Source organism: Thermoflavimicrobium dichotomicum (assembly GCF_900114055.1).
Taxonomy (GTDB): Bacteria; Bacillota; Bacilli; order Thermoactinomycetales; family Thermoactinomycetaceae; genus Thermoflavimicrobium; species Thermoflavimicrobium dichotomicum.
This window is the reverse complement of the sequence record NZ_FORR01000004.1, coordinates 161,196-187,764: the sequence shown is the minus strand read 5'-3', so window position 1 is coordinate 187,764 and position 26,569 is coordinate 161,196. Positions and strand designations below refer to the sequence as shown.

The following is a 26,569-nucleotide window of genomic DNA, read 5'->3' as shown; positions in this document are numbered from 1 at the left end:
TTCTTTCATTAGGAACAGGAGAGGAGTGAGTCTTTTGCAAATAACGAGTAAAACGGGAGCCTTGGGTTTAATTGGCCATCCTGTTGCACATTCCAAGTCGCCAGATATGATGAATCGCGCATGTGAATATTTAGGTCTTCCTTTTGTTTACTTGGCTTATGATGTAGATCCAGCGCAGCTTGAACAAGCTGTGGCAGGAATGAAGGCGTTGAAATTTCGCGGGTTTAATGTAACGATTCCCCATAAGGTAACCATTATGAATTATTTGGATGAGTTGGATGATAGTGCAAAAGAAATTGGGGCTGTAAATACAGTGGTTCAAAATGGCGAAAAATGGGTAGGACATAATACAGATGGAGTTGGATATTTACGTTCCTTAACAGAAGAAATCCCGATTGAACTTTCTGAGCAGAAAGTGGTGATGTTAGGGGCAGGTGGAGCGGCACGGGCAGTTGGTTATGCACTGGCAACGGCTGGAGTAAAAAGGATCACTATAGCGAATCGTACAAAACAAAAAGCAGAAAAGCTGGCGCATCATTTATCCAAATGGACAGAGATCCAAGTCGTTGATTTGGCAGCAGCAGATCAAGAGATTGCTAAAGCTACTTTACTCATTAACACGACATCAGTTGGTATGGAACCCAAGATCACGGAGACACCCATTCCTACAGATTGGCTACATGAAAATCTGATTGTCAGTGATCTGATTTACCATCCAAAAGAAACCGCCTTGCTTTGTGCAGCCAAGAAATGTGGAGCGCGGGTGCACAATGGTATGGGAATGCTTGTACATCAGGCTGCGATCGCTTTTGAAATTTGGTTAGGTAAAAAAGCGCCCATTCAGCTGATGAGGGAAGTGTTGGAATCTTCGCTGGCTGCTTCTGGGAAGAGAGTGTGAATCATGAGAGTTGGTATCATGGGAGGTACATTTGATCCGATTCATATCGGGCATTTACTAGTAGCTGAACAGGCTCGTGAAGCAGTCGGGCTGGATCAGGTGTTGTTTACTCCAGCAGCGTTTCCACCGCATAAACAGGATAAAAAGATTACGCCAGTCGAACACCGTCTTAGAATGGTTCAGTTGGCGATTGAAGATCATCCATATTTTCATTTATCCGATATTGAACTGTATTTACCCAGCCCTTCCTATACGGTCCGTACATTGGAATCTTTACGGAAAGCAGAGCCGCATGCCCAATTTTATGTAATCATCGGGGCAGATATGGTGAACGATTTGCCGAATTGGTATAAAATAGAGAGAATACTAGAAGTCTCACAAATCGTGGGTATCCGTCGTCCAGATATTCAAATAGAGCATTTGCCTTCTTGGATTGAGGAGCGTGTGATTTGGGTAACAGATAGCGTGGAACTGAATCTTTCCTCCACTTATATTCGTGAACGCTTGGCGCGAGGAATGTCTATTCGTTATTTGGTTCCAGATTCTGTATATCAGTATATAAAGGGGTATCGGCTGTATGAATCTTGAACAAATCATCCAAGCTACAAAAGAGCAAATGCCATTATCACGTTGGGAACATACGCTTCGTGTCCGAGATACGGCCATGGCTTTGGCTGAGGGCGAATCAGTGGATTTGCAAAAAGTGGAATTGGCGGCCATTTTACATGATTACTGCAAGTTTTGGCCAGCAGAAAAATTAATGGCTCAGATAAAAGAAAATAATTTACCTGAAGAATTGTTACTGTACAATAAAGAGTTGTGGCATGGTCCTGTTGGCGCAGAAATTGCAAGAAAAGAATGGGCGATCGAAGATGAAGACATTTTAAATGCGATCCGCTATCATACGACAGGGCGTCCGGGCATGTCCCCACTGGAAAAAATCATTTTTTTGGCTGATTATATCGAACCGGGACGTCAGTTTCCTGGGATAGATAAAGTAAGGCAAATGGCAAAAACGAATATGGATCAAGCTCTCCTTCAATCGCTGGATAATACGATTACGTTCCTGATTGAAAAAAGGCAGAAAGTTTATCCATTGACATTGATCACGCGCAATTATTACCTTGAACAGGTCATGTTACAAGAGAGGTCGTGAACACTTTGCAACAAGCAACGAAGTAAACATCTTTTGTTCAAAAGGATAAAAGGAGGAATCTTTTTGAATCTAGTGGAAATCGCGCAGGTAGCAGCCACCGCTGCCGAAGAGAAGAAGGCGCAAGACGTAACCATTTTGGATATCCGTGGATTGTCTGTATTTGCTGATTACTTTGTGATCTGCCATGGGAACTCTCAAACGCAGGTACAGGCAATCGTCAAAGCCATCAAGGATAAGGTCCAGGAGAAAGGCATCTTGATTCGAGGTATAGAAGGATTACGTGATGCGCGTTGGGTTTTAATGGATCTCGGTGATGTGGTTGTTCATGTTTTCCACAAGGATGAGCGTGATTTTTATGATTTGGAGCGTTTGTGGGGAGATGCTCAGCAAGTACTTGTACAGTGAACATGTATGAGTGAACGGGTCATTGGTTACATTTGTGAAAAAATAGACGAAAAGATGGTGAAAGACCATTGACACCGTTTGCATTTCTTCATATAATTTTTATTAAATATTGACAGGCCATGATGGAGAGTAGTAATTTGTGGACTCAGCTCAGAGAGTTGGCGTTTGGTGCAAGCCAATCTGAGGAAGCAAATGAACTCGCTTCATCGCTCTAAAAGGGAAAGGTTAGTACTTTTTAGCGGCTCATCCCCGTTATCGGATTTAAGAGAGTGTCTTTCGTGGAGAGAATATCCTTCATCAAAAGACACTAATTAGGGTGGTACCGCGGGAATGTGAACTAACCTCTCGTCCCTAGCTAAAAAGGCTGAGGGCGGGAGGTTTTTATAGTTTTACGGGAAATTTTAAGAAGCAGAGGAGGAGTTGGTATGAGAGAATATAGTGCCAAAGAAATCGAAACCAAGTGGCAGGCACATTGGGAAAAAATCGGCATTCATCAGACAGAAGAAGACATATCCAAGCCCAAGTATTACGCTTTGGAGCAGTTTCCGTATCCTTCAGGCGAAGGGTTGCACATGGGACACATGCGCGTCTATTCGATTGGTGATGTGGTGGCCCGCTTTCGAAAAATGAATGGGTATCGTGTTTTGCATGTAATGGGTGCTGATGCGTTTGGATTGCCAGCTGAAAATGCAGCCATTCAACGTGGGGTCAATCCCAGGGAATGGACGCTCAAGAATATGGAGCGGATCCGTAATGAACAAAAATTGATTGGGGCTTCCTATGATTGGGACCGATATGTAGGGACCTGTATGCCCGATTATTACAAATTTAACCAGTGGTTGTTTCTGCTCTTGTATGAACGGGGATTGGCTTATCGCAAAAAGGCGTTTGTCAACTGGTGTCCAAAGTGTAGTACAGTGCTGGCAAACGAACAGGTTGAAGACGGGAAATGTTGGCGCTGCGATTCAGAAGTAACCAAAAAAGAATTGGAACAATGGTTCTTCCGGATTACAGATTATGCAGAACGGCTACTCACAGGATTGGATCGTCTTCCAAAGTGGCCAGATAAAGTAAAAGCCATGCAGCGAAATTGGATCGGCAAAAGTGAAGGGGCCCATGTCGTCTTTACCATTCCGGAATTAAACGAAGAACAGGTAACTGTGTTTACGACACGCCCAGATACCTTGTATGGTGTTACTTATATGGTGCTAGCTCCCGAGCACCCATTGGTACCGCAGTTGATTCGAGGAAAAGAGCAGGAAGCCGAAATACTTCAGTTCATTGAAGAGATGAAAAAACAAACGGAGATTGAACGCACCTCGACAGATGCGGAGAAAGTGGGTTACTTTACGGGGGCCTATGCCAAACATCCATTGACAGGTGAAAAGATCCCGATTTGGGTAGCGAACTATGTATTAGTGGATTATGGTACAGGTGCAGTGATGGGAGTACCTGCCCATGATGAACGGGACTTTCAGTTTGCGAAGAAATATCACTTGCCGATCAAAGTGGTCATCCAGCCAAATGATGGCACATTAGAAGTGGAATCATTGACAGAAGCATTTACAGAAGATGGTGTACTTGTAAATTCTGGCCCGTTTGATGGCATGCCCAATCGCGAGGCTTTGAAGGCGATCGCCAACCATTTGGCAGAAAAAGGGCAAGGTGGGCCGACCGTCAATTATCGTTTGCGTGATTGGCTCATTTCGCGTCAGCGTTATTGGGGTACTCCGATTCCGATCATTTATTGTGATAGTTGCGGCGTGGTACCGGTTCCGAAAGAAGATTTGCCTGTCCTCTTGCCAGAAGACGTTGTATTTGATGGAAAGCGCAACCCATTGACGACTTCCGAGTCTTTTGTGAATACCACTTGTCCAAACTGTGGCAAGCAAGCCCGAAGAGAGACAGACACCATGGATACTTTTGTAGACTCTTCCTGGTACTTCTTGCGCTATACTGATGCAAAAAATGACGAGCAGCCTTTTGACAGGGAAAAAGTGGATAAATGGTTGCCAGTGGATGAATATATTGGTGGAATTGAACATGCCGTCTTGCACTTGCTCTATTCGCGCTTTTTTACCAAGGTATTGTATGATGCAGGCATGATCTCGGTAGATGAGCCATTCAACAGCTTGCTCACTCAGGGAATGGTGTTGAAAGATGGAGCAAAAATGTCCAAGTCAAAAGGGAATGTCGTAAGTCCGTTGGAGATTATTGATAAATATGGAGCGGATACAGCTCGCTTGTTTATCCTGTTTGCAGCACCACCGGATCGTGATTTGGACTGGAATGATGCGGGAGTTGAAGGCAGCTATCGATTCTTGAATCGTGTATGGCGCTTGGTCGTTCAAAACGAGGAACTGTTTAAGCAGGACATTCCAGCTGGCAAAGAAGATAAGCATGCGAAAGAGTTGCGCCGTCTCCTGCATCAAACCATCAAGAAGGTAACCCATGAAATCGGTGAACGTAATCACTTCAACACTGCAATCAGTTCAATCATGGAGCTGGTCAATGGCTTGTATAGCTATCCAGCGGAAGCCGATCGTCGCATTTTTAAGGAAGCGTTGGAAACACTGGTCATTCTGTTGGCTCCGTTTGTCCCGCATATCACGGAGGAATTGTGGTCCGTGATGGGCAAGGAAGGTAGTGTACATCTGGCTTCCTGGCCTTCCTATGATCCGGAGGCACTGGTTCAGGATGAAGTGGAAATTGTAGTACAGATCAATGGCAAAGTAAAGGAAAAATTGGTGGTTCCCGCTCAAGCTGATCGAATCGAAATAGAAAAACAAGCATTATCTCAAGAAAAAATTCAGCAATTGATTACAGGTAAAACAGTGCGGAAGGTCATTGTGGTACCAGGCAGATTGGTTAATATTGTCGTAAGCTGATGACGACCCCCAGATTCATGTTTTGGATCTGGGGTTTTTTTATGGCTGCTTACGATGAATGTTTTGTTCCATATGATCCATATTAAAATCATAGAAGGGAGAATACAGGATGAAAAAAGAAAAGCAAAGCGCGATCCATTCTGAGGGTACAAGTAAAGCAAGGGATGAGTATTTGGCTCGTAAAGGAACACCTTTAGGAGAAGCAGTAGAAGCCAATAAGGAGAAGAAAGTGAAAGGCCCTGACTTTCCGGCTACTTAATGGTTGGAGATAAAACAACAAGGCTTTTAAATCAATAAGGCACTTGTTGTTTTTTATCGATTTTATATAATGGGAATAAATGGAATAGATGGATAAAGGTGATTGGACATGATTTCATTTGACTGGACACCCCGTGAGAAAAAACTGTTAATCGCTTTGGTGATTGTTAGCGTTGTGGCCATTGGGACGCTTGTTTTTGCAGATAATTCTGATTCAAAAACGAAGGAAAAAACATTACAACCATATAGTCCTCTGGTGACTGAGAAGAAGGAGTCCAGGGAAGCCAAATCCAAGACGGAAAAGTTGGTCGTTGATCTGAAAGGGGCAGTGCAAAAGCCGGGGATCTATGAGATGCAGGCACCTGCGCGAGTGTATCAGGTTGTGGAAAAAGCAGGAGGTGCAAATGAACAGGCAGATCTCAGTCAAGTCAATTTGGCACAAATGTTAACAGATGGTATGGTGATCTATATTCCTCGAAAGGGAGAGATGGTTCCTGTTGTAGGACAGGCATCAAATGGAGCTAATGAATCGGGCACAAAGTCAGGGAAGATTAATATTAATACAGCAACCATTCAGGATTTGGAGAAATTGGATGGTTTGGGACCGTCCAAGGCAGAGGCAATTGTCAAGTACAGAGAAGAACATGGGGCATTTCGGAGTATTGATGATCTGACAAAAGTACCTGGAATCGGAGAGAAAACACTGCAAAAGTTTCGTGATCAGATTACGGTGTAAAAATTATCTGATCGAATCCATTTTTTGGGTAAAAAATGACACCCTCTTTTTACAGAAAGGGTGTCGTTTTGGGAGTGGCTATTATTTTACGGCCATCACTTTACGTACTTTCTCTAATGCCAAATCCAGTTCTTCTTTGGTGATGGTAAGGGGTGGAGCGAAACGGATGGTCGTTTCATGGGTCTCTTTACAGAGAAGTCCTTCTTTCATGAGCTGTTCACAATATGGGCGAGCCTTCTCATAAAGCTCCATACCAATAAATAACCCTTTTCCGCGGATTTCTTTAATGACAGGGTTTTCAATTTTGCGCAGTTCCTGAATGAAGTATTCACCCAGCTCACGAGAGCGTCTTGGCAACTCTTCTTCTTTCAACACGTCAAGTGCAGCAATGGCGACAGCACAAGCGAGTGGATTACCGCCAAAAGTGGAACCGTGTGAACCTGGATCAAATACGCCAAGGATTTCTTTATCTGCAGCAACAGCAGAAATGGGCATGACACCGCCACCCAATGCTTTACCCATGATGTACATATCAGGTTTTACACCTTCCCAATCGCAAGCGAAAGGTTGACCGGTACGTCCGAAACCGGTTTGAATTTCATCGGCAATGAAAAGAACATTGTTTTCTTTACATAATTCATAGGCTGCTTTCAAATAGCCTTCTGGTGGAACGATGACACCTGCTTCACCTTGAATCGGCTCTAGCATAAAGGCTGCGGTATTGGGTGTGATCGCTTGCTTCAGTGCTTCAATATCTCCATATGGAATGATTTTGAATCCAGGTGTAAAGGGGCCAAAACCACGTTTGTATTCGTCGTCGGAGGAGAAAGAGATGACGGTTGTCGTGCGACCGTGGAAGTTGTTTTCACAGACAATGATTTCCGCTTGATTATCTGGTATTTTTTTCACATCATAAGCCCAACGGCGAGCTGCTTTGACGGCGGTCTCAACAGCTTCTGCGCCGGTGTTCATAGGGAGAACCATTTCTTTACCCGTGATTTCCGCTACTTTTTCATAGAAAATACCGAGTTGATCGTTGTGGAAAGCGCGTGAAGTTAGAGTGATTTTATCGGCTTGATCCTTAAGGGCTTGAATCAATCGAGGATGGCGATGTCCGTGGTTTAAAGCGGAATAAGCACTAAGCATGTCCATATAGCGGTTGCCATCTGCATCTTCTACCCAAACACCTTCTCCCTTGGATAAAACGATGGGGAGTGGATGATAATTTCGCGCACCATATTTATCTGTCAATTCAATCAAGGCCTGATTTTTAGACATATGTATCTTATCCTCCTTATTCTGCTTGGTTTCCCTTCCATATTGTAAGTTGTAAAATGTTAGAAATCAACTAAATGTATGTTTACACGAAAGGGTGTATTTATTTAAAATGAAAAATTAAATCTATATTTCTTTACGGCTATAGATCCATAATAAGTTCGATTTATTTGCTTTTAACGTATCCAAGAAACGGCAATGTATATACATGCAAGTGAAAGGTTGTCACTTTTTTGCTGATTCACGCAAAAAATGGCATATTGTATCGGGGGACTCGTCATGTAAAATGAAAAGAGAAAAAATGATGCTCAAATGAAGATAGAGGGGATTCGAGAGATGGCGATTAAGTCAGATAAATGGATTCGCAAAATGGCAGTGGAATATAAGATGATTGAACCATTTGTCGATCGAAATGTGGGAAAGGGCGAGGCTGTCAGTTTTGGATTAAGCAGTTACGGATATGATTTGCGTGTGGCTGATGAGTTCAAGATTTTTCATAATGCCTTGAACTCTGTGATTGATCCCAAAAACATCAGCACGGACTCATTTATTGATTTTAAGGGGGATGTTTGTATTATCCCTCCTAACTCTTTTGCATTGGCACGTTCCGTTGAATATTTTCGTATTCCGGAAAATGTGTTGGCGATCTGTGTTGGGAAATCAACATATGCCCGTTGTGGCATCATTACCAATGTCACCCCATTTGAGCCAGGTTGGGAAGGTTATGTAACTTTGGAAATCTCCAATACCACACCCCTCCCGGCAAAAATTTATGCCAATGAGGGTCTGTGTCAGGTTTTGTTCCTGGAAAGCGATGAAATCTGTGAAGTTTCTTATCGGGACAAACAGGGAAAGTATCAACATCAGGTAGGGATCACTCTGCCAAAGGTTTAATGCAAAAAAAGAGGCCCATGATTTTGCTTATGGCAAAGTTATGGGCTTTCTGCATATTTCCAGAATATATAGGTATAACGGTCAGGTTCTTTACTTTTATTTCCGTGGATGGCTTGGTAGATGGTACCTTCATACATTACCTTATCGCCAGCATGGTATTCTTTATTTGGATCCCAAGGTTTTATTGATGGTTTTGTTTGTGGACGATTTTCATTACGATTGTCTTCGTTTTTTGGACGCGTTGAAGCTGGTTGCTCTGTTGGCGGTTTGTCTGGCTGAGGTTTGATTGATGTTTTTTCTCTCTGTTCAGGCTGTTTGGGTTGCTCTTTTTTGACTTCGGACTGCTGCTCTTCTTTTTGTTTTTTCTCAGTTGTAAACAAAGGTGGAAGTTCAGAAGAACTGCCATCTGGCTTTGCTTTGGGCGGTGGTGGATCTCCATAGGCTTTTGGCTTCGGATCTTTTGATTCTGAAGATGAAAATATGTATAGGGTGCCTATAGCGAGTAAAAGAACAGCAATGGCTCCAACTCCAATCCAAATGGGAAGCTGTTTTTTGGGAGGTCTTTTTCTGCGAAGTTCAGTATGGACAGGCACTACTTTCGTTTGAGGACGCTTCTGCTTGTTCAAATTGAAACCCCTTTCCTTTTGATATAAAAATTTAAATAAAAAATACAGCTTGTTGACAAAGTATTCGTTATATGCTGGTTTTTCTTATCCGTTTCAATCCCGCTCTATAAAAATGAGCAAAAAGTGATTCAACTGGAACAGGAAAACCAGGTTTGTCAACGGCCTAAGACATATGATATTTTTTACTTTCTCATAATTTTTTTAGTTATTTGTAAAGGAAACAAACAGAAATAATACAAATATAAGATAACACAACTCTATTTGCTTTCAAATATGTATATATTTTGATTTGAATCATTTCAAAAATGTTTTTTAACAACTTATGTCATTTTTTGTAAAAGGTAATCGATGGAAGTGGACGAAGTAAATAGAGAAGATCATTTGTCTAAAAGGTGTGAAGGAATGCAGCGTCCACTGGTTTTATTTAGCTTGGGAATGATTTTGGGAATATGGCTGGCTAATGGTTTGGATCAGTCCTCCTTGTTTTATCTGGGACTGGGGACGCCCATCTTTCTTTTTATTTTATTGTTTTATTTTCGTAAAGGTAGAGGATATTTCCTGCTAATAGGTTGCCTAGGATTTTTACTTGGAGCTGTTCGTTATGCTTATGCCGATGAGGGGAATCAATCGACTCTGGATACAATTTTAAACACACAAGATTCGGTTTTGTACGTGGTCCAGGGTGAGGTAAAAACAGTTCCGATCCTGAAGGGGAGTCGCAGTACGTTTGATTTGAAAGTAAAACAGATTCAGGTGGGGAGCAAAAGATGGGCCATACCGGAAGAGACCATCAGAGTATCGTTATATCTGAACACCCATGAGGATGAGAAGAAACTCCGAACCGTTGAGCGTGGTACCCATATCATGGTACCCCTGACTTTGGAAAAGCCTGTATCCGCCAGAAATCCAGGTGGCTTTGATTATCGTGCTTTTTTACATAAAGAGTCCATTCATTGGTTGGGTAAAGGGGTTCGTTTCCACGAATTAAAAATAGAGTCTTCATCCAACCATCCATTAAAATGGTTGGATCGACTGCGAACAAAACTGGCCGTGCGATTGGAGCATCACTATGAGGAGCCATATGCTGGATTGCTGCGGGGAATGCTTTTGGGTGAAAGACAGGCCATTGATCCGGAGTTGGAAGAAGATTATTCCCTTTTGGGCTTGACTCATATTTTATCCATTTCGGGTTTGCATGTTGGAATCATAGTCGGATGTTTTTATTCTCTTTTCATCAGATTGGGTCTCACCCGTGAAAAAGCGGCTGGGTGTATTTTGTTGTTTTTGCCGATGTATGTATGCTTGACAGGTGCAGAGGCACCCGTGATTCGCTCCGCAATCATGACAGGAATGGTTCTTGTTGCCATGATTTTTCGCTATTATCAGGATATTCTCTCTTTCCTTGCATTTTCTTTTGTCATTCAATGTGCCTGGAATCCCTATTACTTGTTTGATGTCGGTTTTCAATTAACCTATTTGATTACAGCTGCTTTGGTTATGGGAGTCAGGCCAATCGCGGAAAAAATGTCGCTATCCAGTGAATGGATCAAGCAAAGTTTGGCCGTGACGTTGATTGCACATATGGTATCTTTTCCCATGATCATTTATTATTTTTCGTCCTTTTCATTGCTGTCTTTTTTAGCCAATCTACTGCTCGTTCCTTTCTTCGGCTTGATCATCCCTTTGGCGATGGGTGGAATTGTTGTGGAGTGGATGAGTAGTACAATTGGATCGATGATTGCCCAAGTGGTTTCCATGATTTTGGCAATTACTACAAAAGGGATTGAATGGCTTGTAAGCATGTCATGGGCACATTTATCATGGGCTCGTCCTTCTGTTCTTTGGCTGATCCTTTATGGAACCATCACGATTTATTTGTGGATCGCCTGGATAGGCGATGTATTCTACCAGCGGGTACATCGCTGGATTGCCAGTACGGGCTTTATTATACTCATTGGATATGCTTACTTTTCTCCTTTATGGCCAAAGGAGACACGTCTTACTTTTTTGGATGTGGGACAAGGAGATGCCATTGTCATTGAAACAGCAGGAGGAAAGGTTATTGTCGTTGACGGTGGCGGACAAATCGGTCTGGAAGAGAGGGGAAGGAAAAAACAAAGACGGTTGGATATGGGCAAGAGAGTGCTGGTTCCCTATTTAACCTATCGAGGGATCCGACAGATTGATGAGCTGGTTCTTACACATGGGGATCTGGATCATATTGGAGGAATTCAAACATTGGTAGAAAGATTTCCCGTCAAAAGAGTCATTCGAAATCCTCATTTACCTCATGGAGAGACTGAACAGAAACTCATGGATGAATTGATGAAGAGGGGTGTTCCTGTTTATGCAGCTTCTGCCGGAAAGATCGAGGAGCTCGAAAACGGTATGAGGTGGCAGTTTTTGCATCCAGATCCGCACAGACTTCTTGGGGAAAGTAACCAGACCAATAATGATTCCGTTGTGTTTTTACTATCGATTTACCAATTTCAAGTATTAATGACCGGGGATATGGAAGCTCCGGCAGAACAGATGATATTGACGAAATGGAAGTTACCGCCGATTGACATCTTGAAAGTGGCTCATCATGGTAGTGATACTTCCACCACTACCGCCTGGCTGAAAGAATTGCAACCACGAGAAGCTGTCATCTCTGTTGGAATGAAAAATCGCTATGGCCATCCATCCCCTCATGTGCTGGAACGACTAAATGAACACCGGATTCGTGTTTGGCGTACAGACCAGCATGGTGCCATAACCATTATCTTTAAACCCGAGCAATACCAAGTGGAATCGATGTTGGGTTCGAACAAATAAGAAAAATGGATCGCTGTTGGTCCTTTCTATTTGGAGTAATGGAAACAGGAAAAAAGAATGGTAAACTAGAAGCTGAGGTGAGAGCGATGGACCGGCAGCTGCTTCAGGAAATCAAGCAGAATCAGATTCAGCCTGTTTATTTCTTTTATGGAGAAGAAACCTTTCTTATTGAAGAAACCTGTGATTGGATGACGAAACAATGGATCGGAGAAGAGGAAGATAGTTGGAATAAAGTGGTAATCGATCTGGAAGAAGTTCCGATTCAATCACTCATCCAGGAAGCAGAGACACCTGCTTTTTTTGGCAATGTGCGAGTGATTATCGGTAAAAATGCTTATTTTTTAACTACAAGTAAAAAACGAAGTGAAGTGCCACATCAACCCGAAGTGTTGCTAGACTATCTGAAGGATCCATTGCCAGGAAATGTTGTCATTTTGATTACACCTACAGATAAACTGGATAAACGAAAAAAGGTGGTCAAAGAACTGGAAAAAAAAGCCCGAGTCGTGACTTTTCCGCGTTTGGCGGAAAAAGAATGTGAAGTGTGGTTAAACAAGCGATGCAAACAACTGGGAGTGACGATGGATGAACCAGCCATTCGATTGTTGATTCGATTGATCGGAAATGATCTTCGCTTATTGCATCAGGAGTGTGTGAAACTGGCTACCTATGTGGGGCAGGGTGGCAGAGTCACCGAGGAGATTGTAAGCGAATTGGTCCCGCGTACTCTCGAACAGGATGTTTTTAAATTGACAGATTGTGTAAGTAAGCGGAAGATCGATGAAGCATTGGGGATATGGTATGATTTATTATACCAGCGTGAAGAACCGGTACGTATTCTTGCACTGATCATTCGCCAATTCCGATTGATGTTACAGACCAAAACATTAGCTGCTCAAGGTAAAGGAGAAAAAGAGATGGTCTCACTTCTCAAAATACATCCTTATCCGGTCAAATTGGCTTTAAAGCAAGGGGCGGCATTTACAGAAGAGCGATTGCGCTTTCTTTTATCCCAGGCAATTCAGGCAGATCAGGAGATAAAAACGGGTAAAATAGATAAATATCTGGCAGTCGAGCGATTGCTCTTTCGGGTTCTTCAATCTGAAGCGTAAGATAGAAAGAAGAGGATGACGCATGGAAGCAAATCGGTTGAAAGAGCTGCGTAAAAAGCAATGGATTTATCAAAATGTCATTTTCCTGGTGTATACAGTGCTTTTCTTTGGTTTGCTTTTAAGCCAGGCTAGCAGTTTGGCTGTATTTCTCGTATTGGGTGGTTCTTTGATCTTGTCATCTGTTATTGTATTTTTGACGAAACGTCCTCATTTTTTACTGACCATTTTTCCACAGATGAAAGAATTAGTGAAATATGAACGGGAGAAATTGGGTGAAGCCTGGTTTAAATATTATTTGTCAAATATGATTTTGCCAGTGGTTGTAGGCCTTGTCCTATTTATCCAGATCTTTTTTCGGGCAAACAGTCAAACACCTTTGATAAGTGGGATCCCCATCTGGTATTTTATTGTGGCTTGGGCTATTCTAATTTTGGCCGGGAATTTGAATCTGCGTTTCCATATTCGGCGAATGGATCAGCAAACAGCGGAAGAATTAAGAGCATTTGCTCATGAAAAAATGGTATTTTCCATTTTGTTTTCCAGTGTGGTACTGGTCATTAGTATTCTTGCCGCGATTTTTGTTGCTTTAGTGACATAATATGTAAAAATCCCTTGCCTCCATTTATGAAGGAGGCAAGGGATTTTTTTTATTCTGCTTCTTTCTCCATGGGATGTTGCATGATACGACTGGTAACATCATAGGCGGAACTAAAGGATAACTCAGAAAGTTGTCCTTCGCCTTGGCACCAATCACCAGCGAAATAAGCGTTCGACAAGCTGTAAAATTTCGTTGGCATCAATCGCTGGTCATTAATGCATTTGATCTCTTGGACGACTGCTTTTTTGGATACCCGTTTAGCTACCAATCGATCACGCCAACCTGGATAGTGTTTATCATACACCGCTTCAATCGTTGCCACTTTTTCATCGGCTTTATTGTTAGCGATTTCTTCATCATTGAGATATGCAATGGCTTGAAGCAATTGTCCACCTTCAGGTACACAGGTTGGATCATAATAAGAAATATCTGTTATAAATACCCGTTCTCCTTTTTGATAGACGTAAGTAAATGGACTGCGAATGCGTTCGCTTAAGCCGATATCGTAGACAACGACAACAGTTGGTGAGTATTTGCTGTATTCTTCAAAAAGATGTTGGTATGGTGTTTCGCTAAACAGGTTATAACACTCTTTGGGAGGAATACAGAATATAAATTGATCAGCTTCATAGGTCGTTTCTTTTCCTTGAATGGCAGTAACCTGATCCCCATTCATGATGACTTTGGTGACTTTTTCTTTTGGAATAATCGTTCCGCCATTTTGCTCAATAATTTTGGCAAAGCCTTCTACAATGGATTGCCAACCTCCACCGATGTAGGAAACCGCTCGTTTCCGATGAGAACCCATCGCCATGGTTCCAAAGAACCGCTTATAATATTGGAAGAAGAGAGGTGAAGGAATTTTTTCCGGTTCATTGGTAAAGAAATTGGATGATGCCAGGGTTAGAAACATATCTCTTACTTGTTCAGGTTCTTTTTCGAGGTAATCTCCGATCAAAACACCTTCTTCTCCCCGTTCGATATTGACCAGGGTTTTCATGACTTCGATTCCAAAGCGGATTTTATTGCTTCTATCTAAAATCTTGGTTTTATAGATCCCTTCCAGTGTTGTTGGCATTGGGGTAGTAAATGAACCCAAATCGTAAAAAGCTTTACTGGGTGAAAAGTTTTTCCAATCTACTTTCAAATTGATTTCCTTTTCGAGCTTGGATAATACAGAAATATCTCGTGCATAAATGGCGTGGGCACCAAAGTTAAAGTTAAATCCTTTCATGGGGATGGTGATTGCCCGCCCGCCCAGTTTGGGTGACTTCTCCAGTAACGTTACACGGTATCCATTGTGTGCGAGTCGAGCTGCTGCTGAAAGACCAGCTAGACCTCCACCCACCACAACTATTTGTTCGGACACTTGAAAACACACTCCTCTATAATAGACATACCCTTTGCTGATGAAAACCAACATATATTTTAACAAGAGAAACGAGAAACTAGTAGTATTTTATTGTTGTCGTAAAATTTTCCAAATTGAATGGGAGGGAACAGTGAGATGGGGAGAAAAGTGGTTAGTGCCTGTTTTGCGGGAATTCATTGCCGTTATGATCAAAAACATTCATTGGTCGAAGCCATTCAAGAGCTAGTAAAAAAAGGTGAGGCGATTCCAATTTGTCCAGAGCAGTTAGGAGGGCTTTCTACTCCGCGAAATCCAGCCGAGATCGTTGGCGGCAATGGAGAGGATGTATTGGATGGAAAAGCGCGGGTCATCGATAATCAAGGAAATGATGTAACCGAAGCCTTTATCCGTGGCGCATATGAAGCATTGAAGATTGCACAAACCGTTGGAGCGAAACAGGCGATTTTGAAGGAAAAGAGCCCCTCCTGTGGTACCTGCTATATCTATGATGGAACTTTTCAGGGAAAAAAGCAACCAGGGATGGGAGTAACTGCAGCTCTGTTTCGTCGGCATGGAATTCAGGTATTTTCAGAAGAAACGGGTTGGCCGAAGGGACAAGAGAAAAATAAGGATGGTATGAACCAGTGAAAAGAGGCTTTTATTGGCAAAAAACAAACGGCTGTTTCTTACTCAGCCGTTTGTTCCCTTTATGAGCTGGAAATATCGGTGTGTAGTTGTTTCATGAGTTTCCTGTATTTATAGTACATGACTAAACGCCATGGTAAAATCATGCCAAATGCCAGTATGAAAAAGAGGGCAGCCGTTTGGAAAATGCTAATATGTTGTTCGATATAGTTGTGCAAGGAAAAGCGGATAATGAGTAAAACAACGAGTACCAAGACGAATGCGCGTGAATGTTTGAGATAAACCTGGTTGTTTTTGATTTCCAACTGTGATGTTTTGATCAGTGGAGTGGACAGGAAGACCATACCAGCTAAAAAAGCAAGGCCAGCCCACCAAAGCGGGATATGGGTTGGAGGATAGAGAAACATTAGAAATCCTGTACTCATTCCAAGTGGTGGGATGAGGATTTTTTTGGCTGAAGTTGGTTTTTTTGTTGCTCGTAAGCGAAAAAACAGCACGGTTACGGCCATTGTTAGAATCCCGATCGGAATCATGATATGAGGATTAATTGGAAATGCGTGTCCCATCACTGTTTCCCTCCTATAGTATACAGAAACGCTATCATAAACTTATTCGTTTGTAAATATATGCTTGACAACCTGCGTGAATTGGCGGAGAATATTCTTTACAAATATATTCTTGCTTAATCCCGTTTTCCTTATTCTGGTATAAAGTCCTCATAAGGGAAGTAAACTAGACATCGGTAACATTTTGATATTTATAAGTATATATCGTTTGGCGATGAAAAAGAAGAGTAGCATAAGGAAGCTGTTCAGAGAGTTGGCGGGTGGTGCGAGCCAATCAGTGACTTATGTGAATGGACTTTGGAGCTGCGTTCTGAACGGATGAGAAAATCATCTTAGTAGGAATAGCCGGTAATGGGCCGTTATCCATGAGTGCATCTGCAGAAAACAGATGAACGAGGGTGGTACCGCGAGCAAAACTCGTCCCTTTGGGGATGGGTTTTTTTATTTTGATCATCAAGGGAGTGAGAAAGATGGAACGCGTCTTATCTGGTGCACAACCTACAGGTTTGATCCATCTGGGAAACTATGTAGGTGCCTTAAGACAGTATGTACAATTGCAACATGAAGCAGACTGCTATTTTTGTGTGGTAAATTTGCATGCCCTCACCCTTCCTCGCGATCCGCAAGAACTGAAGGAGAAAACGCTGGATGTGGCCGCGCTTTACTTGGCGATTGGCCTGGATCCGAAAAAAGCAACCATATTCGTACAGTCTCATGTACCAGCTCACACAGAAGCAGCATGGCTGTTGCAGTGCATTGCACGTGTGGGTGAGCTGAGCCGGATGGTTCAATTTAAAGAAAAAAGCAAAGGATCGGCAGAGTCAGCGGGAGTGGGGCTGTTTACCTATCCTGTTCTGCAGGCGGCAGATATTCTGCTTTATCAAGCGAATAAAGTACCGGTTGGTGAAGATCAGAAACAGCACCTGGAATTAACCAGAGATCTGGCTGAACGCTTTAACCGCGATTATGGAGAAGTATTTACCATTCCAGAGCCGTTGATTCCCAAAATAGGTGCACGGATTATGGCACTGGACGAGCCGACGAAAAAGATGAGCAAAAGTGCGGAAAGCAAATGGAATAATATTTCTATCATGGATGATCCAAAACTGATCGAAAAGAAAATCAAGCGTGCAGTGACGGATTCTGAAAATCAAGTTCGCTTTGATCCTGAAAATAAGCCAGGCATTAGCAACCTGCTCACCATTTATAGCACACTTAGCGGAATTTCTATCAGTGAGCTGGAGAAAAAGTATGACGGGGTCGGCTATGGTCAGTTTAAAAAAGACTTGATTGAAGTAACCATTGAATTTTTACGCCCCATCCAGGAACGTTTCCACGAATTGCGCCATTCAGGGTATGTAGAAGAAGTTTTAAAAGAAGGAGCAGAACGGGCTGGCAAAGTGGCGAATCAAACATTAAGCAAAATGCGGGAAGCCATGGGCATTATACAGATTTGAGATTGGATTGACGATGAAACAACCATGTATTGAAAACATGGTTGTTTATTTTTTTGTTTTTCATTTGGATCCTTGTTGATTTTTATACGAAATAGATATACAATTTAATTAAACGATCGTTTTAAATAAACGTTTAATTAAGGAGGAGCAGTCGTGCAAAAAGCCTTTATGTTGTATCTGAAAAAGCCAACTACATGGATTGGCTTCGTTATTGCCTTGTTATTTCAGGTAATATTTAGTGTGGTGTGGTTAACAGCATATGATGGTGTTTTGGATCGGTCCAATCAACTAAAGGTGGGGATTGTGAATGAGGATCCACTGGTTGGAAAGAAAATCGCTGAGCAATTGACCAAGCAATTGGATTTTCAAATTACCCATTTTTCATCACTCGAGGAAGCCAAAAGACAATTGGAAGCAAGAAAAGAACAGCTTGTTATTTTCATTCCACATCATTTCAGTCAGAAGATTGGATCAGGGGCACAATTGGAATATTTGATCAATGAATCCAATTCCATGATGGTTAAAAATGTAATGCAAAATGTATCAACGAAGATAACCGCCATGGTCAATGAGCAATTGGCACAACAAGCAGTTGAAACAGCATTGGCCAAAGCGAATGTCCCTGGACCTCAAGCGAAAAAAATGGCTTCCGGGCTGGTGGGGCCTGTCACAGGAAAAGTTCATCGGATTCATCCAGTCGATAACCTTGCCAAACAAATGACGCCGATGATGCTTGTTTTGGCTTCTTATGTAGGATCGATGCTGTTAAGTCTGCAGCTCCATCAATCTTCGAAAACAATGACAGGTCAGGTAAGCAAGTGGGCAGACTTTTTAGCACGAGTGGCAATCAATGTAATTGCTTCCTTCCTTGTTTCTTTGGTCGGATCCAGTCTGATTATGGAATTTTCCGGGGCAGAAACAGGGTTCTTTTCCTTATGGATGTTTCAGATGATGATGATTTTGACCTTCCTGGGGGTAGCACAAGCGTTCCTTTATCTTCTACAAGAAGCAGGCATGTTTGTAAACATTGCATTACTATCCCTGCAGCTGGCGACTTCGGGTTCGATGGTGCCCAGGGAAATGTTATCTCCTTTTTATCAAGCAATCAGTGAATACCTGCCTGCTACCTATGCGGTGGATGGAGCCATGAATCTACTGTTTGGAGGAAGATCTGTTTCTGATGAGATTCGATCCATGCTCATGATTTTAGGCTGTGCATTTCTTCTTATTATCTTGTGCGTTGGTTTCCTGAGAAAAGAGGCGGTTGAAAAAAAGCGAAGTTTGGAAGAAGCCTCTTAAAACTTGAATAATATAAGAAATTAACCTTGTGAAAATTGGCATCTTGTTGTTACAATAATAGGAAGTAAACGCTTTCGGGATGGGCACCGAATTGTTTATGCAATGAGGTGTCTTTTTGTTTTCATTTTGGAAAGGGAGAAAATCATGGGAAAATCAACGGGTGAGATGAGGGAGAAAATTCTTCAAGCAGCTAAAAAGTTATTTGCCAAACAAGGATATGAAGGAACAAGTATCAGACAGATATGTGAAGAGGCAGGAGCCAATATTGCACTGGTTTCTTATTATTTTGGTGGCAAAGAGAAGCTGTTTTATGCCGTGTTTGACGAATATTTTCATGCATTTGATATTCAGTACACCGACCCCATTGAGGGACTCAGGGAGTTTGTGAGAATTTTAATTGAGCGGCGGGTTCATTTTATGGAGATCGGCGATATCTTGATGAGTGAATTTGCGATGGGAACTCCGCGGAGTGAGAAGCTTTTACAATATACGATGCCAACTTGGGAGGTGTTAAAAAAGATCCTTGTTCAAGGAAAAGAGGAGGGAAAGTTTCAGTTCAGCTCTGTTGAGTATGCTTTTCACATGATCATGGCTGTTTTATTGTTTCCGCGCTATACATTAAGGAGAGGTCCATATCCTCTTCAATATGATCTATCTGTAGAGGAAATGATAGAAGCTACCCTCCAATTTATATTTGATGGGCTATTGGTGAAAAAATGACCACTCTCCATGCGTAAACGCAGGGAATTCTTGGGTAATCCCGTCCACTGACAGGAAGTTGACCAAGCTAACCCCGTGGGCCCCACGGTTAAACAGTTTGAGTTGCTACGTCACAGGCTAGGCCTACTGGCTTGGTTTTCGCTTTTCAGTCTAGCCAGTCCATACACATAGCATTTTACGTGCAAGGTGATTGGCTTGCACAACCCTATATGCTATCCACTTGTCAAGGAGCAACTGACTGTATTTTAACGGTAGAACATTTGGTTGTAAATACTTTTCTGAAAACATACAGGATTTGTGAGAGGGCTAATTGCCCTCCCTCGTCCGGTGCTAGCTCTCATTCCCATAGCTGAAGCTAAAGGGGTTTTCTCACTCGCAAGAATATAAAAGCGACCCATAGGGCGGGTCGTTTTTTGTTAGGCATTTAATGCTTGGAATTTTTTGGTCAAACGGGATTTTTTACGAGCAGCAGCGTTTTTATGGATTAAGCCTTTGGTTACTGCTTTATCCAGAGTACGAGTTGCTACTTTTAATAATTCCGCAGCTTTTTCTTTATCTTGTGCTTCCACTGCCATCAAGAATTTTTTTACAGCTGTACGCATAGCCGATTTTTGGGAAGCACGATGAGCGCGACGTTTTTCGTTGGTTTTCGCGCGCTTGATAGCGGATTTAATGTTTGCCATGCTTTCACCTCCAGCGGATCTGATACGTATCCCATGTGCAACATGCTTCATTTTAACATGGAGTATGTGAAAAAGCAATAAGACTCGAGAGAATACTGCTAGAGAATAATCAGTTTGCATTCAAGCAAAAATATAACCAGCAATCAATGAAAGGAGCGAACGGTTGTGGGATTGGAAGCAAAGAAAGGTCCGCTTGATTTTGGCCGCTTTTCCATTCGGACTGACTTGGCGCGGGAAGCACATGAATTGGCGAAAGAGCGACATGGCGATGAGACGCATATTCCAGGTGTTCGCATGAGTGAAAAAGAAGAGAATGGAATCACGACCAGTTGGATTTGGATCGAAGATGAGGCGGGAGCGCAAGAAATGGGGAAAGTTCCGGGTACATACCTGACACTGGAGATCCCAGGCCTACGTTCGAAAGATTCGATGCTACAACATCGGGTTGCCCAGCATTTTGCGGAACAGTTTTCCTGTTTTTTGGAGGAAGTGGGAATTAAGCCTGATGATACTTGCTTATTGGTTGGGCTTGGAAATTGGAATGTAACAGCGGATGCACTGGGGCCGCTTGTTATTCAACACTCAATGGTGACCCGACATTTATTTCAATTGGCTCCTGATGAAGTTGCAGAGGGATACCGATCGGTTAGTGCCATTTCTCCAGGAGTGCTGGGGATTACAGGGATTGAAACGAGTGAGATTGTTCGGGGAGTGGTCGAGAAAACGCAACCGGATTTTGTCATTGCTTTTGACTCATTGGCTTCTCGGTCGTTGTCGCGAGTAAATACCACCATTCAGGTTGCCGATACAGGAATTCATCCAGGATCAGGCGTTGGTAACAAACGAAAAGCGCTCACCAAAGAAACACTTGGTGTTCCAATAATAGCGATAGGAGTTCCGACCGTTGTTGATGCGGCCACCATCGCTCTGGATACGATCAATTTCGTTTTGGCTCATCTCAGTCGCGAAATGCAAGGAATTCGCTCAAATCCTTTGGATCCATATAACCGGGCGACAGTGAGAGAATTGACTCAACTACAAGTGCCCGATGAAACGAAGAATCGGATGTTGGGAATGATCGGAGCTTTGAGTGAGGATGAGAAGCGCCAATTGATCCATGAAGTACTCATGCCTTTAGGACAAAATCTGATTGTAACACCAAAGGAAGTAGACGCATTTATCGCAGATATAGCGAAACTGGTGGCCAATGGGATCAACTGCGCTTTACATGAAGCGGTAACGCTTGAAAATGCGACATCCCATTTACATTAATCCTGTTTTTGACGGAAGGAGGTCACTGTGAGATCCCTTCCCATTTCCATTTTCCGCCCGGATCTTGACCTTTATAGAGTCAAGATCGACGCCAAGTCAAACAAATCTATCAAATGAAAAAGAAGAAGAAAAAGTCTCGAGATAAAAATTGGAATTTTCAGTTTATGGGCTAGTTTTCCTTATATTTCAGTTTTCCGTTTCACTCCTGTATAAGTCGTTTGACTGGAAAAGCAATATTTTATTCGTTCAAAGTTGGCGGAAGTAGAAGCTGATTCTTCTGATATTCAGGTTCTAACTCTCTTAACCTCCTCATAATGTAAGATTAAAGATTGATAGAGGAGGAAGGCGATGCGGAATCAATTTCGTGGAATAAATACTTTTCACCTATCCAAGCCGCAAACGCGTAAAGTATTTGTGTTTCTTTTACTGGCTACCGCATTGATATTTGCCTTTGTCGGGGCATTTGCCATGTTTCAAGCGAAGACAAGCATACGTTCTTCAAGCTTTGGTAAGGTAACGTCACAGATTCAAACGAAAACATTGTTGATGTTGATCAGTCAAACTCTTCCATATCTTCGGGAACAAAAAGATTTGGTGAATCATGATCATCTTTTTTCCCGTCTGTTTTTTGAAATCACCACCAGTATTAATCCACGTGATCCGAGAACTTTTTTAGGCAGAGAACTTCCATTGTTTACCTTGTTTGATACAGAAATCGATGTGGCAAGTGCAGATGTTGATTTTTCGTCGATTCCGATCGAATCTCCTCCACCACCGCAACTGGAAGAAGAAATTATTCGTGGAGTGGCAGATGCTGAATGGGAGAGACAGAGGGAAGAGATATCGGGACCGTCCAGGAAAAAAATACTGATTTATCATACTCACTTTTGGGAATCATACTTGCCTGAAATTAATGAGAAAGATCCGCGACTGGCGAGCAGTTTGCAGAAAAATGTCATGCAAATAGGGAAGCGGATGGCCAATCGCTTGAACCAAATGGGAATTGGTGCAGTTACGATGGATCGAGTACCGAAAACAGGCTGGGTTGGTTCCTATCAACATTCACGTGTAATGGCTGTTAATATGATGAAGAAATATAAGGATATTACTTATTTGATTGATATACACCGTGATTCACGGCGTCGTAAACAGACCACGATCGAAATAGAGGGTAAGACTTATGCGCGATTAGCATTTGTTGTAGGAGAAGCAAGTAAAAATTTTGAAAAAAATCGGCAATTGGCCCGAGAAATGCATAACAAAATCAATCAACGATATCCGGGATTGTCGAGAGGGGTGGTTACTAAAAAAAGAGCGAATGGAAACAATGGAGAGTATAATCAGTCATTATCTCCAAACAGTATGCTCGTAGAAGTAGGTGGAGTCGACAATACCTTTGAAGAAGGATTTCGATCCATTGAGGTATTGGCGGAGGTTTTAGGGGAGAAACTTCTACAAGCAATTCCCGTTTCAACCAAATAAGGAAATAGGCGTGGTGAAAATTGAGTTGGCCAATCAAGATGGGGAGTTTAATCGTTGTTTTTATTTTAGGTATTGCATTCGGTATAAATGTAGCGGAAAAAAATATGCAGAAAATCCAGGGGATTGAAGGGGCGCCAAAAGCCATTCAGGTAACGCCAGTAAATGGAAAAGTGGAAATCGCTGTTTTGGGTGAAGTCGTACAAACAGAAAATCCAATCAAGCAGGTAAATCAGGAGAAAGTGGCTGAAGTGAAAAAAGTGGTGGAAGCGAAAAGCAGTTGGTTGTCCCAGGTGGGAAACACGATTGGATCTGGATTGCGGATCATGATGCGAAGTTTGTTTGATTTTGTTTTTGGGTGGTTTCGATAAAACCAGTCTGTTAGCCTGGCACTTTGTAAGAAAATGTGCCAGGTTTTTTTTCTTTATGGAGGTGAATGGGGTGAAATACATTCACTTTTACTCCAGATGAAGATCTTATGATATACTTATAATCGTTCCACATTAACGATTCGTTCCATATGAAAGGAGCGGCTCCATGTTAGAGAACAATCAAGAAATTCGGTTAATCAGCCGTCCGAAGGGAATGCCGAGAGAAGAGGATTTTCAATTTGTAGAAGTACCGATTCCAGAGCCACGAGAGGGAGAGGTACTTGTTCGTACACTGTATCTGTCCGTTGACCCATATATGAGAGGGCGCATGACAGAGCGAAAATCGTATATTGCTCCCTATCGCTTGAATGAAGTGATTACGGGTGGAATTGTGGGCGAGGTTGTTCGCTCCAAAGCAGAAGGGATTGCGAAAGGCGATGTCGTGCTGGGAGAATTGGGTTGGCGTAAATATAATGTAGCCAAAGCAAAACATTTGACCAAAGTAAGTCCTCATCTCGCTCCTGCTAGCCTTGCACTGGGCGTACTCGGGATGCCAGGTTTAACTGCTTATTTTGGTTTATTGGATATTGGACAGCCCAAAGCCGGTGAAACTGTGGTGGTTTCAGGAGCTGCAGGCGCTGTCGGAATGGTGGCGGGACAGATTGCGAAGATCAAGGGATGCCGTGTTGTGGGGATTGCCGGCTCTGATCAAAAGGTTCAGTACCTGACTCAGGAGTTAGGTTTTGATGCAGCGATTAATTACAAAACCACCAAAGATATTCGTGCTGATTTAAAAGAAGCTTGTCCAAATGGAGTCGATATTTATTTTGATAATGTAGGTGGAGAGATTTCAGATGCTGTTCTGACCCTCATTAATCAGGGAGCTCGCATTCCGATTTGTGGCCAAATTGCTCTATATAATTTGGAAAAGCCGGATCTGGGGCCTCGGATACAAACCCAACTATTGATCAACCGGGCTTTGATGAAAGGATTTATTGTGAGTGATTACAAACCACGGTTTAAAGAAGGATTGACCCAATTGGCCGAGTGGGTACGAACTGGCAAAATCAAATATACCGAGAATATTATAGAGGGTTTTGAAAATACACCAAAAGCTTTTATCGGATTATTTAAAGGAGAAAATGTGGGTAAGCAATTGGTAAAAGTAGCAGATCGTTTAGGTTAAACAACAGTAGTGGGTGATTTCATGCAATCCTTTGAGTACCAGAATCCAACCAAATTGATTTTCGGGCAGGGACAGTTGGTCAAACTGAAAGAAGAAGTGCCGACTTATGGGAAGAAGGTCTTATTGGTTTATGGCGGAGGAAGTATCAAACGAAATGGCATTTATGACCAAGTGATCAAGTACTTGGAGGAAATCGGAGCCTATGTGGTTGAGCTTGCCGGAGTTGAACCGAATCCGCGTCTGACAACGGTTTATAAAGGAATTGAACTGTGCCGAAAAGAAAACATTGACTTTCTTCTTGCCGTAGGTGGAGGAAGTGTGATCGATTGCACCAAAGCGATTGCAGTCGGTGCAAAATATAATGGCGATGTTTGGGATATTATTACCAAAAAAGTGCAGGCAACGGATGCACTGCCACTAGGTACAGTCCTTACCCTTGCTGCGACCGGATCAGAGATGAATGGCGGTTCGGTGATTACCAACTGGGAAACCAAAGAAAAATACGGTTGGGGCAGTCCGCTTGTCATGCCGAAATTTTCGATTTTGGATCCTGCTCATACGATGACCGTTCCCAAAGAACATACCGTGTATGGCATTGTTGATATCATGTCACATGTATTTGAACAATATTTTCACCATGACAAAAATGCCCCTGTACAGGACCGGTTTTGCGAATCCATTTTGAGAACCGTGATTGAAACAGCTCCAAAACTGATCCTCGATCTGCAAAACTATGCATATCGTGAAACGATCATGTACTGTGGAACTATGGCATTAAATGGCCTTTTGTCGATGGGAATACGCGGAGACTGGGCCACCCATAATATTGAGCATGCCGTATCAGCTGTTTATGATATTCCGCATGGTGGCGGATTGGCGATACTCTTTCCAAACTGGATGAAATATTGCCTGGATGAAAATGTCGATCGTTTTAAGCAATTGTCCGTTCGTGTATTTGATATTGATCCAAACGGCAAATCCGATCGCCAGGTAGCAGAAGAAGGAATCCAAGCATTACGTGATTTTTGGACTTCGCTGGGTGCACCCAGTCGTCTTGCTGATTATGACATTGATGAATCAGGAATCGAACTAATGGCTGATAAAGCGATGGCGAATGGGGAGTTTGGCCGTTTTAAAAAATTAAATCGTGAGGATGTAGTAGGAATTTATCGGATGTCCTTGTAATGAATGAAGATAAAAATCATGGTGAGGAGGAAAAAAATGAAAGTCGATGTATCTGCTGATTTTATGACTGTGGTCAATGAGCGGCATTCTGTAAGAAAATATGATCCTACGGTTCAACTTTCCAAAGAAGAGCTGGAAGAGATCATCGAGATCGCGACAAAAGCCCCATCTTCGTGGAATCTTCAACATTGGAAATTTTTGGTTATCAACGATCGTGAAAAGAAAGAAAAACTCTTGCCCATTGCCTATCATCAAGAGCAGGTAGTACAGGCATCTGCAGTCATTGCTGTGTTAGGGGATTTGGAAGCTTACAAAAATGCTGAGCCCGTTTATGATGCAGCAATAAAAGCAGGATACATGAAGGAAGAAGTAAAAAAGATCATGGTTGAACAGATTGCCCAAGCCTATGAAACCAAACCATATATGGCTCGAGACGCGGCAATTCTAAATGCCTCACTCGCTTCTATGCAGCTCATGTTAGCGGCCAAAGCAAAAGGATATGATACTTGTGCGATGGGTGGTTTTGATCCTGACAAGTTGGTAGAAGCTTTCAAGATTCCAGATCGTTACTTGCCAGTGATGCTCATTTCTGTTGGTAAAGCAGCCAAACCGGCTCATCCAACGGTTCGTTTTCCAGTAGAAGATGTAACTGTTTGGAATTCTTTTTAAGCAAGATGAAATGTAACCGAGAA

Annotated in this window: 26 protein-coding genes and 2 other annotated features; of the genes, 21 read left to right on the top strand and 5 right to left on the bottom strand. The window is 42.4% G+C overall.

Annotation, left to right across the window (positions count from 1 at the left end; all coding sequences use genetic code 11):
* Positions 1 to 34 precede the first annotated feature (34 nt).
* From aroE to BMZ78_RS06605, 7 genes are all read left to right on the top strand, one after another.
* On the top strand, positions 35 to 898 hold the full coding sequence (gene aroE / locus BMZ78_RS06630) for a shikimate dehydrogenase (RefSeq protein WP_425263918.1): 864 nt from the start codon (positions 35 to 37) through the stop codon (positions 896 to 898).
* Positions 899 to 901: 3 nt separating this feature from the next.
* The gene (locus tag BMZ78_RS06625; protein ID WP_093228977.1) at positions 902 to 1,486 is read left to right on the top strand and encodes a nicotinate-nucleotide adenylyltransferase; all 585 of its coding nucleotides are present in this window, start codon (positions 902 to 904) and stop codon (positions 1,484 to 1,486) included.
* The gene (yqeK, locus tag BMZ78_RS06620; RefSeq protein WP_093228976.1) at positions 1,476 to 2,054 is read left to right on the top strand and encodes a bis(5'-nucleosyl)-tetraphosphatase (symmetrical) YqeK; all 579 of its coding nucleotides are present in this window, start codon (positions 1,476 to 1,478) and stop codon (positions 2,052 to 2,054) included. Before BMZ78_RS06625 ends, yqeK begins: the two co-directional genes overlap by 11 nt.
* Positions 2,055 to 2,111: 57 nt before the next feature.
* Positions 2,112 to 2,459, top strand: a complete 348-nt coding sequence (gene rsfS / locus BMZ78_RS06615; protein WP_425263920.1) for a ribosome silencing factor — start codon at positions 2,112 to 2,114, stop codon at positions 2,457 to 2,459.
* A 110-nt stretch (positions 2,460 to 2,569) separates the two neighbouring features.
* Positions 2,570 to 2,815, top strand: a binding site (T-box leader).
* A gap of 69 nt (positions 2,816 to 2,884) precedes the next feature.
* Positions 2,885 to 5,347 (top strand): leucine--tRNA ligase, encoded by a 2,463-nt coding sequence (leuS, locus tag BMZ78_RS06610; RefSeq protein ID WP_093228973.1) that lies wholly within the window; start codon positions 2,885 to 2,887, stop codon positions 5,345 to 5,347.
* Between the two features lie 109 nt (positions 5,348 to 5,456).
* Complete coding sequence (locus tag BMZ78_RS18720; RefSeq protein WP_175482337.1) at positions 5,457 to 5,606, top strand: hypothetical protein; 150 nt, start codon at positions 5,457 to 5,459, stop codon at positions 5,604 to 5,606.
* 108 nt (positions 5,607 to 5,714) lie between these two features.
* A complete protein-coding gene (locus BMZ78_RS06605) occupies positions 5,715 to 6,341 on the top strand; it encodes a helix-hairpin-helix domain-containing protein (RefSeq protein ID WP_093228971.1) in 627 nt (208 codons plus the stop codon).
* An 81-nt stretch (positions 6,342 to 6,422) separates the two neighbouring features.
* Here BMZ78_RS06605 and BMZ78_RS06600 read toward each other — a convergent pair whose 3' ends face one another.
* Complete coding sequence (locus BMZ78_RS06600) at positions 6,423 to 7,619, bottom strand: ornithine--oxo-acid transaminase (RefSeq protein ID WP_093228970.1); 1,197 nt, start codon at positions 7,617 to 7,619, stop codon at positions 6,423 to 6,425.
* A 333-nt stretch (positions 7,620 to 7,952) separates the two neighbouring features.
* Between BMZ78_RS06600 and dcd the strand changes: the two genes are divergently transcribed.
* Positions 7,953 to 8,510, top strand: coding sequence for a dCTP deaminase (gene dcd / locus BMZ78_RS06595; RefSeq protein ID WP_093228968.1), 558 nt, complete (start codon positions 7,953 to 7,955; stop codon positions 8,508 to 8,510).
* Positions 8,511 to 8,548: 38 nt separating this feature from the next.
* Here the strand turns inward: dcd and BMZ78_RS06590 are convergent, their stop codons facing one another.
* Positions 8,549 to 9,136, bottom strand: a complete 588-nt coding sequence (locus BMZ78_RS06590; protein WP_093228967.1) for a carbohydrate-binding protein — start codon at positions 9,134 to 9,136, stop codon at positions 8,549 to 8,551.
* 402 nt (positions 9,137 to 9,538) lie between these two features.
* Between BMZ78_RS06590 and BMZ78_RS06585 the strand changes: the two genes are divergently transcribed.
* The 3 genes from BMZ78_RS06585 (at position 9,539) to BMZ78_RS06575 (ending at position 13,663) form a co-directional block, all read left to right on the top strand.
* Entirely contained in the window at positions 9,539 to 11,953 is a 2,415-nt protein-coding gene (locus BMZ78_RS06585; RefSeq protein ID WP_175482336.1) for a DNA internalization-related competence protein ComEC/Rec2, read from the top strand.
* Positions 11,954 to 12,039: 86 nt separating this feature from the next.
* Positions 12,040 to 13,065, top strand: a complete 1,026-nt coding sequence (holA, locus tag BMZ78_RS06580; protein ID WP_175482335.1) for a DNA polymerase III subunit delta — start codon at positions 12,040 to 12,042, stop codon at positions 13,063 to 13,065.
* A 22-nt stretch (positions 13,066 to 13,087) separates the two neighbouring features.
* Positions 13,088 to 13,663, top strand: a complete 576-nt coding sequence (locus BMZ78_RS06575; RefSeq protein ID WP_093228962.1) for a hypothetical protein — start codon at positions 13,088 to 13,090, stop codon at positions 13,661 to 13,663.
* Between the two features lie 49 nt (positions 13,664 to 13,712).
* Here BMZ78_RS06575 and BMZ78_RS06570 read toward each other — a convergent pair whose 3' ends face one another.
* Positions 13,713 to 15,032: a phytoene desaturase family protein gene (locus tag BMZ78_RS06570; protein WP_139203280.1), complete on the bottom strand. Its 1,320-nt coding sequence runs from the start codon at positions 15,030 to 15,032 to the stop codon at positions 13,713 to 13,715.
* Positions 15,033 to 15,170: 138 nt separating this feature from the next.
* On the opposite strand from BMZ78_RS06570, the gene BMZ78_RS06565 reads away from it, so the two are divergent.
* Entirely contained in the window at positions 15,171 to 15,662 is a 492-nt protein-coding gene (locus BMZ78_RS06565) for a 2-thiouracil desulfurase family protein (protein WP_093228959.1), read from the top strand.
* 59 nt (positions 15,663 to 15,721) lie between these two features.
* Here BMZ78_RS06565 and BMZ78_RS06560 read toward each other — a convergent pair whose 3' ends face one another.
* Positions 15,722 to 16,225, bottom strand: coding sequence for a CcdC family protein (locus BMZ78_RS06560; protein WP_093228958.1), 504 nt, complete (start codon positions 16,223 to 16,225; stop codon positions 15,722 to 15,724).
* A gap of 205 nt (positions 16,226 to 16,430) precedes the next feature.
* Positions 16,431 to 16,653 (top strand) — a binding site (T-box leader).
* 42 nt (positions 16,654 to 16,695) lie between these two features.
* Here BMZ78_RS06560 and trpS point away from each other — a divergent pair.
* From trpS to BMZ78_RS06545, 3 genes are all read left to right on the top strand, one after another.
* A complete protein-coding gene (gene trpS, locus BMZ78_RS06555) occupies positions 16,696 to 17,682 on the top strand; it encodes a tryptophan--tRNA ligase (protein WP_093229025.1) in 987 nt (328 codons plus the stop codon).
* Between the two features lie 153 nt (positions 17,683 to 17,835).
* A complete protein-coding gene (locus BMZ78_RS06550) occupies positions 17,836 to 18,981 on the top strand; it encodes a YhgE/Pip domain-containing protein (protein ID WP_093228956.1) in 1,146 nt (381 codons plus the stop codon).
* 144 nt (positions 18,982 to 19,125) lie between these two features.
* Entirely contained in the window at positions 19,126 to 19,701 is a 576-nt protein-coding gene (locus tag BMZ78_RS06545; protein ID WP_175482334.1) for a TetR/AcrR family transcriptional regulator, read from the top strand.
* Positions 19,702 to 20,117: 416 nt separating this feature from the next.
* Here the strand turns inward: BMZ78_RS06545 and rpsT are convergent, their stop codons facing one another.
* Positions 20,118 to 20,384: a 30S ribosomal protein S20 gene (gene rpsT / locus BMZ78_RS06540; protein ID WP_093228953.1), complete on the bottom strand. Its 267-nt coding sequence runs from the start codon at positions 20,382 to 20,384 to the stop codon at positions 20,118 to 20,120.
* Positions 20,385 to 20,549: 165 nt separating this feature from the next.
* Here rpsT and gpr point away from each other — a divergent pair, with 165 nt between their 5' ends.
* The 6 genes from gpr (at position 20,550) to BMZ78_RS06510 (ending at position 26,546) form a co-directional block, all read left to right on the top strand.
* Positions 20,550 to 21,656, top strand: coding sequence for a GPR endopeptidase (gene gpr / locus BMZ78_RS06535; RefSeq protein WP_425263917.1), 1,107 nt, complete (start codon positions 20,550 to 20,552; stop codon positions 21,654 to 21,656).
* Positions 21,657 to 22,004: 348 nt separating this feature from the next.
* Positions 22,005 to 23,138 (top strand): stage II sporulation protein P, encoded by a 1,134-nt coding sequence (locus tag BMZ78_RS06530; protein ID WP_093228952.1) that lies wholly within the window; start codon positions 22,005 to 22,007, stop codon positions 23,136 to 23,138.
* Between the two features lie 20 nt (positions 23,139 to 23,158).
* Positions 23,159 to 23,506, top strand: coding sequence for a DUF3679 domain-containing protein (locus BMZ78_RS06525; RefSeq protein WP_139203279.1), 348 nt, complete (start codon positions 23,159 to 23,161; stop codon positions 23,504 to 23,506).
* Between the two features lie 166 nt (positions 23,507 to 23,672).
* A complete protein-coding gene (locus tag BMZ78_RS06520; protein ID WP_093228948.1) occupies positions 23,673 to 24,692 on the top strand; it encodes an NADP-dependent oxidoreductase in 1,020 nt (339 codons plus the stop codon).
* Between the two features lie 21 nt (positions 24,693 to 24,713).
* Complete coding sequence (locus BMZ78_RS06515; protein ID WP_093228947.1) at positions 24,714 to 25,877, top strand: iron-containing alcohol dehydrogenase; 1,164 nt, start codon at positions 24,714 to 24,716, stop codon at positions 25,875 to 25,877.
* Positions 25,878 to 25,913: 36 nt separating this feature from the next.
* Complete coding sequence (locus BMZ78_RS06510; RefSeq protein WP_093228945.1) at positions 25,914 to 26,546, top strand: nitroreductase family protein; 633 nt, start codon at positions 25,914 to 25,916, stop codon at positions 26,544 to 26,546.
* Positions 26,547 to 26,569: the final 23 nt, after the last annotated feature.

Excerpts from the sequence above, each read along its gene's own strand:
- BMZ78_RS06625 (WP_093228977.1), top strand. The coding sequence starts at position 902 with ATGAGAGTTGGTATCATGGGAGGTACATTTGATCCGATTCATATCGGG.
- yqeK (WP_093228976.1), top strand. The coding sequence starts at position 1,476 with ATGAATCTTGAACAAATCATCCAAGCTACAAAAGAGCAAATGCCATTA.
- leuS (WP_093228973.1), top strand. The coding sequence starts at position 2,885 with ATGAGAGAATATAGTGCCAAAGAAATCGAAACCAAGTGGCAGGCACAT.
- BMZ78_RS18720 (WP_175482337.1), top strand. The coding sequence starts at position 5,457 with ATGAAAAAAGAAAAGCAAAGCGCGATCCATTCTGAGGGTACAAGTAAA.
- BMZ78_RS06605 (WP_093228971.1), top strand. The coding sequence starts at position 5,715 with ATGATTTCATTTGACTGGACACCCCGTGAGAAAAAACTGTTAATCGCT.
- BMZ78_RS06600 (WP_093228970.1), bottom strand. The coding sequence starts at position 7,619 with ATGTCTAAAAATCAGGCCTTGATTGAATTGACAGATAAATATGGTGCG.
- dcd (WP_093228968.1), top strand. The coding sequence starts at position 7,953 with ATGGCGATTAAGTCAGATAAATGGATTCGCAAAATGGCAGTGGAATAT.
- BMZ78_RS06585 (WP_175482336.1), top strand. The coding sequence starts at position 9,539 with ATGCAGCGTCCACTGGTTTTATTTAGCTTGGGAATGATTTTGGGAATA.
- holA (WP_175482335.1), top strand. The coding sequence starts at position 12,040 with ATGGACCGGCAGCTGCTTCAGGAAATCAAGCAGAATCAGATTCAGCCT.
- BMZ78_RS06575 (WP_093228962.1), top strand. The coding sequence starts at position 13,088 with ATGGAAGCAAATCGGTTGAAAGAGCTGCGTAAAAAGCAATGGATTTAT.
- BMZ78_RS06565 (WP_093228959.1), top strand. The coding sequence starts at position 15,171 with ATGGGGAGAAAAGTGGTTAGTGCCTGTTTTGCGGGAATTCATTGCCGT.
- BMZ78_RS06560 (WP_093228958.1), bottom strand. The coding sequence starts at position 16,225 with ATGGGACACGCATTTCCAATTAATCCTCATATCATGATTCCGATCGGG.
- trpS (WP_093229025.1), top strand. The coding sequence starts at position 16,696 with ATGGAACGCGTCTTATCTGGTGCACAACCTACAGGTTTGATCCATCTG.
- BMZ78_RS06545 (WP_175482334.1), top strand. The coding sequence starts at position 19,126 with ATGGGAAAATCAACGGGTGAGATGAGGGAGAAAATTCTTCAAGCAGCT.
- rpsT (WP_093228953.1), bottom strand. The coding sequence starts at position 20,384 with ATGGCAAACATTAAATCCGCTATCAAGCGCGCGAAAACCAACGAAAAA.
- BMZ78_RS06530 (WP_093228952.1), top strand. The coding sequence starts at position 22,005 with ATGCGGAATCAATTTCGTGGAATAAATACTTTTCACCTATCCAAGCCG.
- BMZ78_RS06520 (WP_093228948.1), top strand. The coding sequence starts at position 23,673 with ATGTTAGAGAACAATCAAGAAATTCGGTTAATCAGCCGTCCGAAGGGA.
- BMZ78_RS06515 (WP_093228947.1), top strand. The coding sequence starts at position 24,714 with ATGCAATCCTTTGAGTACCAGAATCCAACCAAATTGATTTTCGGGCAG.
- BMZ78_RS06510 (WP_093228945.1), top strand. The coding sequence starts at position 25,914 with ATGAAAGTCGATGTATCTGCTGATTTTATGACTGTGGTCAATGAGCGG.